The following is a 14789-nucleotide window of genomic DNA, read 5'->3' as shown; positions in this document are numbered from 1 at the left end:
AAACGTATGTTACATATATATAGTTGGTGCTATTATTAAATCTGATTTTTATAGTGATAATGTTGAATTATCAATTTTTGCTACTTCTAACAAGGTATTTATTTGAAGTGATGCTATTGCCGATCCTACATCAAATACTTCTTGATCTGTGGCGTCAGGTCTTACCTGTGAGTAAGTTTTGCTACTTGTTATAGTTTTACCTGTCACTTCATCCTTTCCACAATCAAATCTCATTTTTAATCCAGATGGATTTTTAGTTACTACTACTGCCATTTGAATTCCCCCTTTAAATTTTTTAGAAGTTTGTTCACTTCTTGATACAAGTATAGGAAATTAATGCGCTATGAGATATTAAAGTACTTTATAAAAATTTTTATTTAATAGCCGAGAACACTTTTATCTTTAGATATGATATGTTATTTTTTATAATTTTTTTGTTGACTTATATATTACTGTATCCTATACTTAATATTAAGAAGTACATATTTAATAGAAATTTAGATATTTGAAAATATCTGTATATAGTCAGAAGACTTTTTGGTCTTCTGACTTTTTTATTTCTATTTTGACTAAAAATGTTAACTTTTTAGTCTATATTCTACTTTCCCCAAAGTAAGAATGTTATACACTTTAAGATGGGCATCTTACCCATCTTTTTTCTTTTATATCTAACATATTCTGTAATTTACTTTTACTATGAATTTATTATCTATAATTGGCATTTCCTCCGAAAAATTCTATCATTCTTTTGTTTCTAACTCTTTTTTATGATATTTTCTTTTTTAGATTTTAATAATTCATCTATGCTTTTTTGTCTCGCAAATCTATTCATTAATAGTTATCCCTTATTTTATTTTTCATCTATAAATATACTATTATTAATTTACTTATTTTTCTTGTTCTATTCCATAAATTATTTTAGAAATAGCTATAAACCATGAGGTAATAAATATTACAAAAATTATTATCGCTAATATTTTTGAAAATTCATTTGGAAATGAATCTACTATAAGATTTTTTTTATCATTAGGTATTAAAGAGAATATTGGAACGAAGATTATACTAATAAGCCTTAATAAGAAAATTTTCAACTTATTTTTCAATTCTTTCCTCATAAAATACATCTCATCCTCCTTGCAAAACCATTTTATTAATTATATATTAAATGAAAAATTCAATGTATATTAACATACATATTGTATACAATATAAAGATTGCAATTTTTAATATATTTAAATATTTGGCACGCTTTATATAAGCTTCATTGTTTTCAGAAACACCCTTTTCTTTTAATTTTTCAACTATAATTTTAATTATCCAAAATATAAAAATTACAATCAAATTTGAAATACTTATAATCACATTTTTATTGTTTGAATCAGTTAAATCTTTATAGTCATAAGTTCTATATAGTCCTTCCTCTAAAAATACATCATATAGATAAGTAACTTTACTTTCACTGTCATATATTTCATAGTCATATCCTATAAGTTTAATTTCTACATCATTTTTATAATCAACTCTCACTGTTTTGATTTGATTAGGCTTCAATTCACCTGTATCCCCGATTAAATTTCCTATGATATTACCATTATAAGATTCTACAAAATTTATATTTCCACTTTGTATATTTTTATCAGATACATTTTCAACATCAACCTCTAAATATTGCGCCTCATCCTTTTTTATAATTCTAGTATCCTTGATATCTATCCTTCTTATTTCATCTGTGATTTTTTTACATTGAAAGGTCTCGTCTGCATCAACTGTAAGTATCCCTTTAGGGGTATTCTTTGGTTGAGAAGGATTAAAAACAGATTCTCTATTTACTGTAAATGAATTTCCTTGAGTGTCCGTATAATGGTAGCTCGCAACTCTAAGCATATTATCATCTTTTGTATTTTCATGCTGTGTACTTAACAAAGCTGTTTCTCCAGGCTTTAGTATATATATGTTATATGATGGAACGATATAGGTATCACTTTCATTAGTAGCTTGTTGTTTAAGGTCTATGGATATATCATATATAGTTTCATCTGATATGTTTTTAACTTTGACCTGAGAATATTTGTGCTTACTATCTTTTTCTATCAAAGAATCATTAGTCTTTATTTCTTCAAAATCTAAATACTTAGGAATACTTACTTCTAATTTATCTTCCATTTTTATACCTGATATTTCACTATCTAAATGATTACTATAAATATACGCTACTGCTATAACTATACTAATTACTGCTAAACCTATTATTATCTTCAACCAATTTTTATATTTTTTATTTTCCATCAAACTCCACCCTTAAAATACTATTTTTTACTATCTTATTTATATAGTACAGTATATTCAACTTGGATTGTAAATGAATTCTATTTCTAGAGTTTATTTTTGTAAAGATACTTAATTAATTATTTTTTGAATATATTTTTTATGATTTTTACACCTAGGTAATAAACCGCAATTATAACTAAAATACATATTATTAAATTGCTCCATGATATACCTATCAGTGGTTTAACACTCTCCATTTATCTATCCCCCCTATAAAATATATTTATAATTTAATGTTTTATTGAACATAATAAATGGCCTATTTATAGGCTATTTGATAAATTAATTACAATTTAGTTAAAGTAAAAATGCAATTATCTGTCCAATTCCAACATCCCAACAAAAGACTCCAGTGGCTACAAGAAGTGTTCCTAGTATTAATGTAACTTTCTCCTTATTTTCTTTAAAAGTATTAAGTTCTCTCAATCCTGAACCAAATAAAGTTAATCCTAAAGCAATAAGAGCTAATCCTGGGATAGTTATATCTGTAAATAAACCAAGTAATGATACAACAAAAGCTACAATAGCAGCTATCTTTATAAATATATTCCATTTACTCATTTCAAATTTCATGTAAATCTCCCTTTTTAATGTTATTGCTCTCTCAGTTCGTATTTTAATAATATTGTTAACCATAAAACTTAATTACTTATTTATAATATACCTAATTCTTTTATAAAATTCTTCTGTGACTCTTCGTCTAAATATCTAGTTGGCACTATTTGAGCCATAAAACCACTTATATAAATAAGTATCATATCATCGTAAACTTTTACATCTTTTACACTTTTCTTTGATATTATTTCAGATGTAAATTCACTAAATACTTTTATATCATTTTCATTCAATATTATAGTCTTTTTACCAAATATTGATGAGTTATCACCTTCATCCAATATTTTTTTAGTTTGTCTTTTTACTAAGTTTCTGTATTGTTTTGGGTAAGTAACAATCCATACTATTGCAAATAATATAGCAATAATAATCCAATAAACCCTTGGTTGTTTAAACAAATTTTGACCTATATAGTATATAGGTACAGAGAACAATACAGGTATTGCATATCTAAGGAAATTACAAGTTTTTTTATGTGCTGGCGAATTCTCAACATGATATAAATTAAACTGAATATAATCGTCTTCTGTTATTTCAAACTTAAACTCCATCTTAACTCTCCCCTAATCTAATAAATATTATAATATATAATCTACTTCATTTTTCCAACTTTAATTATATAGTTAACAATTGTGAACTATAGTTCAATTATAACTGTAGTAATAATTGAAGTAAATCATATTTAAATATATCTAGTAAAAAATGACTTTAAATCCATTTATTTACATTTTGATGGCTTTTTATTTGCTTAATATATCTAACTAAAATTTTAAAGCTAGTTATTTTTAATTCCAAATTTTTTATTAATTTTTGATGATAATATTAAGATGATTAATGGTATAAAGCATATAATATTTAAGAAGATACTAATTAAATTCTCAAGAACAGTCAAAATTTCAATTATGGCAAAAAAAATATGCTAGGTATGCCTATAAAGAATAGTTGCCAACAAAAAAAGGACTGTAAAGAAAACAGTCCTTTTTATAATCTATTATATTTATTCAATGATACCGAAATAAACTTAACACTAGAAAGGATACTATAATACCATAAACCATTAAGTGGCTACCTGCAATATTAGAACCTTATCATTGTCACATTTATTAATATCTACCTAAATTATATATAAGCTTTTTTGATTATCCCTATCTTCTTATCAAAAATTTGCTCTGCTAAGCATGAATCAATGTATTTACCATTGGCATCAACATAAGTTAATGGATGAAGTATCTTTCTATTATTAGTTAATACTACACTGATTATTTCTTGTTCAGGATAAATACTTAATTGAGTTGAATATCCTATTGGGATAGAACCAGAATGTCCAATCATAGGTGTCTCAAAATGATTACTTAAAAACAGTCCTTCTCCATATTTTATCTTTTTTTCTTTAAATACTGGTGTAGACATTTTTCTTAACGTGTCTTTAGTTACTAATACACCATCTATAAGAGCCTTTCCAAAGCTATAAAGGTCTTTTACATTTGATACAATATCCCCTGCACCAAATAACATGCTAGGATTAAAATCAGAACAGCAAACATTTTTTATATGAGATTTTACTATATTTATTTCCTGTTTTGTAGCAAATGAGGAATTACTCATTTGTGCCACATCAAATACATATTTTTGAATATAATCCTCATACTTCATATCTGTTATTTTTTCTACAATTAAAGCTAATAAATAGTAACCTGTATTACAGTAACTCCACTTACTACCTGGTTTAAACTTAAGTGGTTTCTTATCTACTACACTTAGTATATAATCTGAGGTATGATGTTTTCCCCATTCAATTTCCTTCTTATACATAATAAAGTTTGGAATTCCAGAAGTATGTGTAAGAAGATGATATAGTCTAATCTCATGTTCTTTAAAGTACTCGGGTATATATTTACTTAGTAAATCATCCTTACTTAAAATACCCTTCTCACATAATTGATTAATAGCAATAGAAGTAAACATCTTAGAAATTGAACATATCCAAAAATTAGAATCCTCTGTATGAATAATACCATGTTCAAAATCATCATACCCATTCACAATAATATCTTGAATCTCATTTTTAATTCCAATAAGTGCTACGCCATTAAATTTTTTGCTTATACTATCTCTATCTACTTTACCCATATTATTTACTCCCTTCTATAAAAATCCTCTAAATTCTCTCTTTTAGGCTTAGCAGCAGCATTAAATTTTCAAACTATTTCCAATTTTAATGTTACTATAGTCTTGATGATTTTCAAATAATCTATATCATTTTTCTACTTGTCTAGTAAATGCTATGTTTTATGGTTTGACTATTTTTTGTAAATATAAATCAACCTCTTTTGGCTTTTTCAAAATTACTATTTTATTTTTGAAATCTCTTTCTATTTGTTTATAATGGTTGCGCCTTTTTTTAGTACGCCCTTCATGAAGAATCCACCAGATAAATTCTAAGTCCATTTTCTCTATACATCCCTTAGCCATATCTTCACGAGTTGTATTTTTGTACTTTAAATATCGCTTGAAAGCTCTATAGATACAAACTCTGCGAGGAAAATTCATGAAAATTATTTTATCGGCTTGTTCTAATCGTTCTCTTTGAAAAAAATGCTCATAATTCCCCTCAACTACCCAAGAGTCATTTTGTATAAAATTCCACACTATTAAACGTCCTTCATCCCTATCACGTTCACACCAATTAGGTAAAAAATTTACTGTATCAAGAAATAAAACAGGTATCTTATAATATCCTGCAAGGTGCCTAGCAAGTGTTGATTTTCCACTTCCGCTATAACCAAGTATTGCAATTTTCATTATAACACCTCTCAATATTAGTAAAATACACGATATTAAAGAATAATATCAAATGAAAATATATATCACTAATTAAATTATAGTATAAATTTAGAGTAATATTTTAACATTTTATAAATCATTATTTCTTTGTTCGTTTCCTTCTCATACCACAAGATTCAGACTCTGCATATCTAAAATTAAACTTAGAGTACAACTTATCTGCTGGTTTTTTGGCAAGTAAAATAATATAAGCATCTTCGTCTGTATTTGCTTCTAAATAATCATCAATTTCTTTCATAATAGCTTTTCCTATACCCTTACCTTGATAATCTGGATCTACCATAATATCAGAAACTGCATAACTTATTCCTTTATCTCCTATAATTCTTCCAAATCCAATTAGTTTGTCATCTTCCCATATAGAAACTATAAAAACTGAATTTACTAAGGCTATCTCAGTATTTAGTAATTTCTTTTCTCCCATATTAGTTTTTATTCTTAAATCGATATATTCCTTCGCTGAAGGTCTTTCGTGTCTTATGTCCATTTTTATTCCTCCTGATTTATTTATTATTCAATAATATCTTTTTTATTTTAACCACGAGTCGTCAATTTGGTCGGATTTCCCGTAGCGATACATCCTATACCTGAAATATTTATATTTCCAAATGAGGTGATCATTCTATCAAGAAGAAATATAAAACCCACAACTATCGTTAGTATTTTTCGACTTTTATTCCATTCACTTATTTCTATTTTAATAAAATACCCCTTTTTATAATCCTAACTCTCAATATATAACTATTGTGATGTAAGATATACTATTTAAATTTCTTTGGTTTCTCTACTCGCATTTCTATTATATATCCACATTCAGTACATATATCAGCTATTATATTTGAACCAAATGCCATAAGCAAATTGTCGATAGGGAACATTCTCCCATTACCTATTTGTTTTCCTTGGCCTATTTCTACACATCCACATTTTGGACATATATTATTTTCTATCATAATCTTATCCTATCCTTTTTTTAATTCGAAATTTATATTAACAATCTACTTTAATTAAATTTTAACCTTATTATGAATTAAAGTAAATTAAATACTATTTCGTAAAAATACATTTAAATATAATTCATTACAATTACTTATATTTAACTAACTTTTATGCCTTTTTTCAAAATATGATAGGTATGTCTATAAACAATAGTTGCCAACAAAAAAGGACTGTAAAGAAAACAGTCCTTTTATAATCTATTATACTTGTTCAATGATACCATATCCATCATGTCGCTTATACACTATGTTTATTTCTTGTGTTTTTAAGTCTCTAAATACAAAGAAGTTATGTCCTAGTAAATCCATTTGCATGATTGCTTCTTCTTCAGTCATAGGTGGATCTATTTTAAATACTTTTCTTCTTTTTATATCATTATCATCAGTATCACATGCTACATATTCTTCTATATTGTCAAATCTAATACTTTCATTTTTCTTATTTCTTTTTATTAATTGTGTTTTATATTTTCTTAATTGTTTATATAGCTTATCATATACTAAGTCAATTGCTGAATATAAATCTTCTGTTGATTCTTCAGCTCTTATTATTACACCATCTTTAGCAAATATTGTAACTTCTATTTTTTGGTGTTTCTTTTTAACATCTATTTTTATTTTTACTTCGGTATCATCATTAATATACTTTTCTAATCTTAATAGTGTACTTTCAATTTTTTCTTTAATTCCATCTGTTATAATTGTTTTCTTTGAAACTATCATCATCTTCATATTGAGTTCCTCCACTTATTACAATTATTTTTATATTAACTCCATATATCCACTTGGATGGAAGTAATAAACATCTGCTGTATTTTCATTTCCTTGATGTATATAATTAGTTTTATAAACCAATTATACCTAGAAAATTATTACAATTAAAGTCTTTTATTTTATCGAATTTTCTGATAATATAGTATTTAACGGGGTAAAAAATAGCTACTCATATTATACATATAATATGAGTAGCTATTTTTTTATCTATTAAAAATCACACAATAATTACCTGTAGCAGTTCTACACTTTGAACATCTTACACATTTAGCTTTAGTTGTATCTCCGTCTTTCCATCTCTTTATTAGATTAGGTTCTGCAAGTAGTGGTCTTGACACTGCGAAGTACTCTATATTAGTATTTTTAAGTATCTCATCTATTTTGCTAATATCACTTAATCCACCAACTGTCATAACTGGTATATTTATCTCTTCACCTATTACATTTCCATATTGATAGAAATATCCTTCATTTTCTATTTTATAACCATCAAATTCTTGACCAACCATTCCTTTAGCCTTACCATGAATATTTCCTGAAAGGTCTATTGCATCCACGCCAATTCTTTCTAGTTCTTTACATATAACTCTAGTATCTTCAAAGCTTTGTCCTCCTTCAAAGAACTCTGTTGCCGTTATCTTTACAATTATAGGATAATTGTCTCCTACCTTTTCTCTCATTGCAAAATATATTTCTTTTAAGAATCTCATTCTATTTTCTAGATTTCCACCATATTCATCCGTTCTTCTATTGTAGTACGGGCTTAAAAATTGGTTAATTAAATAAGTATGAGCTGCATGAATTTCAATTCCATCAAATCCACTTTCTTTAGCTCTTTGAGCTGATTTTGCAAAAGCTTCAATTATATAGTTTATTTCTTCCTTAGTCATTTCTTTTCCCATTGTGTTACTTGCTTTTTCTGCAACTGAACTTGGAGCAAATATTATACGTTCACCTACATTATATGTAGTTTTAGTTCCTCCATAGGCCACTTGTAATATGATTCTTGAATCATACTTATGCACTAAATCTGTTAGTTTTTTGTACTCTTCTATAAATGAATCATCATATATTCCCATCATTCCTGCATTTGGTTGTTCTTCTTTTACTACATTAGCGTATCCAGTTATTATCATACCTACTTCATTTTGTGCAAGTTCTTCGTATATTCCATATAATTCTTCTGTCATATGACCATCTTCTGTAGTCTTGTTTTCCCAAGTTGCACCTCTTACAAATCTATTTTTTATATTCATTCCATTTAATTTCGTACTTTCAAATAATTTTTTCATTAAGGTGTATCCTTTCTTTAAATAGTTTTACGTCAAACTTTAAATAGTTTGACGTAAAACTATTTTACTACAATAATTTATTATTATCAAGTTTAAATTATTTATTTATTTGGTTTTATACCATAATGCACCAAGGCAGAAACTCTATTATGTCCCCTTGATTTAGTAAGATTAATCATAGCTATATCCTGACTAATAGCTATATCGTGACTATAGGTATATGAAATTTTTATATTATATAGTTATATATTTGTTTATAAATATGTTATCATATAGATAAATATTATTTTACTTCACCTAGATTGGAGGATTACAATGAACGACAAATATATTATTTATTTTGTTAGCAGAACTAAAGCTAATATGATAAAATTTATAGAAAATAAATTAAAAGAAAATAAATTAGATGGTTTAATACCAACACACGGTAATATCCTAACAGCGCTTTATGAAAGTGATAAAAAACTTACCATGAAAGAAATTACAAAAAAAATAGGTAAAGATAAATCCACAGTTACATCTTTAGTAAATAAACTTATAACTTTAGGATATGTTGAAAAAGAAAAGTGTACGAAGGATAAACGTGTTACTTATATAGGTTTAACTCAAAAATCAAGAGATATAGAAGGTAGTTTTAATTTTATATCTTCTCAGGTTAAAGAAACTGCATATAGTAATTTTACAGAAGATGAAAAAAAAGAATTTCTTAGACTCCTAAGAAAACTTAGCTCTAACTTTAAAAATGCAAATAATTAAAAATTATATATATTATAAAAGGGCTACTCTAATACGGTAGCCCTTTTATAAGTATTAATCTATAAATGTTACAACGTCTTCTAATGGTTTACGAGGTGGTTGAGCAGGAGTTTTTTCCTTGGCAACACCTAATGAAATCATAGACATTAATTCATATCCTTGCTTTTCAAATCCTATTAGCTTTTCTATTTCACTCTTAGCATGAGTTGGTCCTGTCATATAACAAGTTCCATAACCCATTTCAGCTGCAGCTAGTAAGAAGTTTTCTACAGCCGCACCTATACCTTGAGCTGCTGATTGAGATGATACTAAAACATCTAGCGCTTCTTGAGGTGCATTATTTTGCTTTAATATCTTATATTCTATCATTTTATATTCACATGAATATACTAAAACTACTACTGGTGCATCTTTGAAGCATGTATAGTATTTTATTACACTCATATGTTGTTTGAAATCTTTTTCGTTCTTTGCAAGTTGTCCTATATTTTCATGGCTTTTCGTTACTATATCTGCCATTTCATTTATTATATCTTTATTTTGAAGTACAACAAAGTGCCAATTTTGTTGATGTTTTGGAGATGGTGCATAAGTTGCCGCCTTTAATAGTTCAAGTATATCTTCTTTTGGAACCACCGTATCTTTAAACTGTCTTACACTTTTACGCTTGTATATAAAATCTAAATTTGTCATTATATTATTTCTCCTTTTGTTGAATTAGTTTTAACTATGCTTTCTCCAGCCCTTTTTCCAAATACTAATATTTCAGTAATAGCATTCCCTCCTAATCTATTAGTACCGTGCGTGCCTCCAACTATTTCGCCAGCTGCATATAATCCTTTTATTATATCTCCATTTTCATTTTGAACTTCATTTTTATCATTTATTTTAACACCACCCATAGTATGATGTACTGCAGGTGCAACTACTTGTATGTAGTATGGTCCTTCTTTTATCTTTTTCAAACTTCATCTTCTATTAAAATCTTCATCTTTGCCTTGTTCTACATACTTATTATATTGTATTATAGTGTTTTTTAAATTTTCTTCATTTATATTGAAATGCTTACTTCCTTCTTCTATGCTATCAAACTGTTGGAATAAATTATCTTTGTTTAGTCTATTTACTTCTGAGTTATTTGATTGTACTCCAGAGTTTATACTCTCAACCTCTTGTCCCCATATTAAGTAAGCAACATTATTGTCTTGGTTTAATATTCCTTCCGAAACAACATCTCTTCTTTCTAATTCTTCTACGAATCTTCTACCTTCTTTATTTACTAATATAGCACCATCAAATCTAGATCCTCCAACATGCGAAAGTTCTCCAGTATTAGGATTACATATAGGGAATGTTTGAATATAATTCATATGAACAAACTTCGCTCCTACTTCTTCACACATTACATGACCTTGTCCTGTAATTCCACTAACATTAGTAGTTTTATATCTTTCATCTAAGCTAGGATCATATTTTTTTCTCATTTCTACATTACCACTAAATCCACCTGTTGCAAGTATAACTCCAAACTTAGCATTAAAGGTAACTTCTTTCTTATCTGCTAATGCCTTTACTCCAACTACTCTACTGTCTTCATCACTAATTAATGATTTACAATCTACTCCATTTAATATTACTACCCCGAGAGATAATGCTTTTTCTCTTAATTTATTTATAAGCTCGATTGCATATTTACCTTTAAATACAGCTGCTCTTGGTACTTTATGACCACCAAAGTGTATAAGTTTTTTATCTTTAAATTCGACTTCTACAAATTCTTTTAACCATTTATATGTTTCTAGTACATTTTCAACAAGTATATTAACTTGATTTACATCATTTTCTTTATCTCCACCGATTATTATATCCTCATAGAAACTTTCTTTACTATCTTGTACACTTGTATCTATTTGTGCATCATTACCTGGAATATTCACCCCACCCATTGATACTAGCGTATTTCCACCTAAAGTGTTCCTTTTTTCTAAGACTACTACCTTAGCTCCATTACTTGCAGCTGATATTGCGGCTGATAATCCAGCTCCTCCACTTCCAACTATTACTACATCATAAGTTTGGTTGTCTCTTATTTTATTTACTTTGCTAGAAATTATTTTTTCAAGTGTCTCAGATTCTAATACTAATTCATTTAATTGCATTTCATCCGAACCTGATTTTACCAATGCATTTTTTACAGCATTTCTAATTCCTCTTGAACTTATTGAACATCCAGAAACATTAGGAACTAGTATCGTATTTTCTTTTATTATGTTTTTTATGATATGCTCAAATGCTGGGTCTGATATAATATTAGTTTCATTGTGATTTATGATATTTATATTTTTTATATAACCATTTACTATATCAACTTCAAGTTCTATATTTCCACCATATCCTTTTGCTATCCCTATATATTTTCCATCATTATATTTCATGAATTTCCTCCAAGTGCTTCGATTAGTTTTACGACAAACTAATCATATAATAGAAATGGTTTTATGTCAAACTATTTTTATTATATCACTCTAGACCTAGCTTCGTTTTTACGAATTTTTTCACCAAATATACTTCAACTTCGGTAATACCAAAGCTTATGTTAAGCTTTTATGACTTTTTTTCTAAAATATGATAGGTTAACTTTATAATTTTAATTTAACTATATATGTCAAGTTAGTCGAGAATTACTTGACATACCACCTTACACAACTATGTATAAAATCCCACCAAAGAAAGCAACAAATTCTACTGCATAATCATGAAATTATGCTTTAAAAATATATTATATAGTATAATATAAAAATACAAATAATTTTAGGGGGATTTAATATGAGGAACAATAAAATATATTCTGTAATAAGCATTATCTTTGGCATATTTACAATTAGTTCGGCAGTTCTTTACTTCGCCAATTACGTGAGCATTGATACGGTGATGTTAGTTTTGGGATTTACTCAATTATTTAGTGGTTTAAATCAAATTAAAATGTCACAACTCATAGATTCAAAAGGAACTCACAACGGAAATAAAACTTTAGGAATAGTATCTATAATTTTAGGTTCATTTATTATAATTGCTTACATTATTAAGGTACTGTTTTAATATATAATATTCTTATTTTTGAAATAATAAAGGAAGCTATTAGAAATATATATATAATAAGTATGGGGGGGATTTCATTATGAAATATAATTTAAAGAATACAATACCACATTTAATAATAATATTTGGTATATATTTTGGTGTAACTTTTAGTAATGGATTTTGCTTTGGAGATGAAATTTTAAACACATTAGGTCTAAAATCATGGACAGATAATCAATCGGGATTTCATATAACAACAGTATATTCGTTAATTATAGCTTCAATTGGTATATTATTGTTAGCTAAAATAAAAAAAACAAGTTTTAAATCATTATTGGGTAATATGGTAGTGTATTTGTTCGTGGTATTATTAGTTTTTTTTGGAATTAGTAAAGTTATCTATAAGGAAGAAGTTGTAAGCAACTCAAATTCTTCTTATAAGACTGATACTTATGAGTTAGCGTTAAATGGAGATATTTCTATAAAAAACATGAGTCTACTTCAAGATAAAAAGCAAATAATTGTGCCCGTATTCATTAAGGGCGATATCGATATAAACTTTGATGATGTAAAATTAATAGATGACAAAAATAATAGTTATGACTGTTTGGATTTTTCAGGTAAAAAAACAGAACATAAGAATGACTCTATTGTTGGCTACTTTGATGCTAAATTTAATGTATATAATACAAAAGATACAGAGTACTATAAAATAGCTTTCTTTGATGATAAAGAGCAAATATTTGCAATTTATATATATCACAAAAACAAACCGTTTTAAAGCGGTTTGCTTTTTATTCCAACATAATTCATATTTCTTATAACAAATATACTTTTTCTATATATTTGAATTAAATATAATATCCTTACAATTTAAAAATAGTGGTAAAAAATACCACTATTTAGCTATTCCTTAAATATTTTTATAATTATTATCCATCAGTTTTATTAACCTAAAAATCCTACTCTCTGTTTCTCATTATTTATCATGTATATGTTATAACTTGATGGCAACCCATTTTATTTATATAAAACTCTCTATTACCACTATAATGCTATATATAATTACAAAGATTATACAAATAATACTTATTGCGTATAACGAATTCCAGTCCTTAAGTTTAGTTTTATAAGGTTGAATAACTTCACTTTCTTTCAATTGTTTTATCTTCGACTTTACTCCAAAATATGCAAATAAACAAACTAAACCAACTGCTAAATTTAAATATGCTGTCCAATAGTAGGATACATCTGCACTTATATAATGGAATAAATTTCCTCCAAAGATAAAAATATTCATTATACCTGCAATCAATACTACTTTTTTCTGAGAATTTAATCGCCCTAAATATCTTCCTTGTTCACTTTCTATTATTATATCTGTTTCTACTCTATTCTCTGCCTTAAAGTAATAATAACCATTGCTATTGTCTATATAATCAAGACCCGAATCTGAATACATAAGCTTATATTCATCCTCATCTAAATTACACGTTTCTTTTAAATCTATAAAATATGTGTAGTTCTTAGGCTCTCCTTTCTTAAATGTATAGTAAGTTGCAAATTTTATATTTACTAGGTGATACCCTTCCTTAGACATTTTTGATAGCCATGCAGTTTCTTTTTCTTCTTGACCTACTAAAAATATTTTAAATACTTTCTTATAGCCCTCCATTAGCTAAACCTCCAAATTATTTATTATTTCTTTACCATTCTCTACTAATAAATTTAATCTTTCATATTCTAGTTTTAAAATTTCTTTTCCTAGGTTTGTTAGTTTATAGCTTTTTCTTCTTTCATCTTCTGTTATTACCTGTTCTATTATCTCATCTTTTACTAACTTACTCGTAGCTCCATACAAAGTTCCTGGACCTAATTTAACCTTCCCACTTGTCATTTCTTCTACATTTTGCATTAACTTATATCCATGTATAGGTTCTACCATAGATAGGAGAATGTAATAAGTTGCCTCTGTTAATGGAATGTATTTTCTAATTATCTTTTCATTCATATTTATCCTCCTTACTAATTTATATAAATTTGATATATCGTCTTATGTTCTATCGTCATATAATATATCACCTATCGATATATCGTATAT

At 26.9% G+C, this 14789-nt stretch carries 17 protein-coding genes and 1 pseudogene; 3 read left to right on the top strand and 15 right to left on the bottom strand.

The window, feature by feature from the left end; translation table 11 throughout:
- Nucleotides 1-48: 48 nt before the first annotated feature.
- The 11 genes from AC11VW_RS11855 to AC11VW_RS11805 form a co-directional block, all read right to left on the bottom strand.
- Nucleotides 49-273, bottom strand: coding sequence for a DUF1659 domain-containing protein (locus tag AC11VW_RS11855; RefSeq protein ID WP_484301633.1), 225 nt, complete (start codon nucleotides 271-273; stop codon nucleotides 49-51).
- A 614-nt stretch (nucleotides 274-887) separates the two neighbouring features.
- The gene (locus tag AC11VW_RS11850; protein WP_484301632.1) at nucleotides 888-1124 is read right to left on the bottom strand and encodes a hypothetical protein; all 237 of its coding nucleotides are present in this window, start codon (nucleotides 1122-1124) and stop codon (nucleotides 888-890) included.
- A gap of 37 nt (nucleotides 1125-1161) precedes the next feature.
- A complete protein-coding gene (locus tag AC11VW_RS11845; RefSeq protein ID WP_484301631.1) occupies nucleotides 1162-2286 on the bottom strand; it encodes a hypothetical protein in 1125 nt (374 codons plus the stop codon).
- 339 nt (nucleotides 2287-2625) lie between these two features.
- The gene (locus AC11VW_RS11840; RefSeq protein WP_484301630.1) at nucleotides 2626-2901 is read right to left on the bottom strand and encodes a hypothetical protein; all 276 of its coding nucleotides are present in this window, start codon (nucleotides 2899-2901) and stop codon (nucleotides 2626-2628) included.
- 80 nt (nucleotides 2902-2981) lie between these two features.
- The gene (locus AC11VW_RS11835; RefSeq protein WP_484301629.1) at nucleotides 2982-3494 is read right to left on the bottom strand and encodes a YcxB family protein; all 513 of its coding nucleotides are present in this window, start codon (nucleotides 3492-3494) and stop codon (nucleotides 2982-2984) included.
- A gap of 568 nt (nucleotides 3495-4062) precedes the next feature.
- A complete protein-coding gene (locus AC11VW_RS11830) occupies nucleotides 4063-5073 on the bottom strand; it encodes a serine hydrolase domain-containing protein (protein WP_484301628.1) in 1011 nt (336 codons plus the stop codon).
- A gap of 159 nt (nucleotides 5074-5232) precedes the next feature.
- Nucleotides 5233-5745, bottom strand: coding sequence for a DNA topology modulation protein (locus tag AC11VW_RS11825; protein ID WP_484301627.1), 513 nt, complete (start codon nucleotides 5743-5745; stop codon nucleotides 5233-5235).
- Between the two features lie 121 nt (nucleotides 5746-5866).
- The gene (locus tag AC11VW_RS11820) at nucleotides 5867-6274 is read right to left on the bottom strand and encodes a GNAT family N-acetyltransferase (protein WP_484301626.1); all 408 of its coding nucleotides are present in this window, start codon (nucleotides 6272-6274) and stop codon (nucleotides 5867-5869) included.
- A 274-nt stretch (nucleotides 6275-6548) separates the two neighbouring features.
- Complete coding sequence (locus AC11VW_RS11815; protein WP_484301625.1) at nucleotides 6549-6740, bottom strand: hypothetical protein; 192 nt, start codon at nucleotides 6738-6740, stop codon at nucleotides 6549-6551.
- Between the two features lie 246 nt (nucleotides 6741-6986).
- Nucleotides 6987-7517: a ribosome hibernation-promoting factor, HPF/YfiA family gene (gene hpf, locus AC11VW_RS11810; RefSeq protein ID WP_484301624.1), complete on the bottom strand. Its 531-nt coding sequence runs from the start codon at nucleotides 7515-7517 to the stop codon at nucleotides 6987-6989.
- Between the two features lie 245 nt (nucleotides 7518-7762).
- Nucleotides 7763-8851, bottom strand: coding sequence for an NADH:flavin oxidoreductase (locus AC11VW_RS11805; RefSeq protein ID WP_484301623.1), 1089 nt, complete (start codon nucleotides 8849-8851; stop codon nucleotides 7763-7765).
- 315 nt (nucleotides 8852-9166) lie between these two features.
- Here AC11VW_RS11805 and AC11VW_RS11800 point away from each other — a divergent pair, with 315 nt between their 5' ends.
- Nucleotides 9167-9607, top strand: coding sequence for a MarR family winged helix-turn-helix transcriptional regulator (locus tag AC11VW_RS11800; protein ID WP_484301622.1), 441 nt, complete (start codon nucleotides 9167-9169; stop codon nucleotides 9605-9607).
- Between the two features lie 54 nt (nucleotides 9608-9661).
- On the opposite strand, the gene AC11VW_RS11795 is transcribed toward AC11VW_RS11800, so the two are convergent.
- Both AC11VW_RS11795 and AC11VW_RS11790 read right to left on the bottom strand, forming a co-directional pair.
- Nucleotides 9662-10300 (bottom strand): nitroreductase family protein, encoded by a 639-nt coding sequence (locus AC11VW_RS11795; RefSeq protein WP_484301621.1) that lies wholly within the window; start codon nucleotides 10298-10300, stop codon nucleotides 9662-9664.
- Nucleotides 10300-12042, bottom strand: a pseudogene (locus AC11VW_RS11790) (flavocytochrome c). The gene AC11VW_RS11795 and the pseudogene AC11VW_RS11790 overlap by 1 nt, the downstream one beginning before the upstream one ends.
- 391 nt (nucleotides 12043-12433) lie before the next feature.
- Here AC11VW_RS11790 and AC11VW_RS11785 point away from each other — a divergent pair.
- Nucleotides 12434-12706: a hypothetical protein gene (locus AC11VW_RS11785; protein ID WP_484301620.1), complete on the top strand. Its 273-nt coding sequence runs from the start codon at nucleotides 12434-12436 to the stop codon at nucleotides 12704-12706.
- Between the two features lie 79 nt (nucleotides 12707-12785).
- On the top strand, nucleotides 12786-13469 hold the full coding sequence (locus AC11VW_RS11780) for a hypothetical protein (RefSeq protein ID WP_484301619.1): 684 nt from the start codon (nucleotides 12786-12788) through the stop codon (nucleotides 13467-13469).
- A gap of 243 nt (nucleotides 13470-13712) precedes the next feature.
- Here AC11VW_RS11780 and AC11VW_RS11775 read toward each other — a convergent pair whose 3' ends face one another.
- Both AC11VW_RS11775 and AC11VW_RS11770 read right to left on the bottom strand, forming a co-directional pair.
- A complete protein-coding gene (locus tag AC11VW_RS11775) occupies nucleotides 13713-14363 on the bottom strand; it encodes a DUF2812 domain-containing protein (RefSeq protein WP_484301618.1) in 651 nt (216 codons plus the stop codon).
- A gap of 3 nt (nucleotides 14364-14366) precedes the next feature.
- Nucleotides 14367-14699, bottom strand: a complete 333-nt coding sequence (locus AC11VW_RS11770; RefSeq protein ID WP_484301617.1) for a PadR family transcriptional regulator — start codon at nucleotides 14697-14699, stop codon at nucleotides 14367-14369.
- Between the last annotated feature and the right edge of the window lie 90 nt (nucleotides 14700-14789).

This window comes from Romboutsia sp., from assembly GCF_056995035.1.
This window is presented reverse-complemented; position numbering and strand designations above follow the sequence as displayed.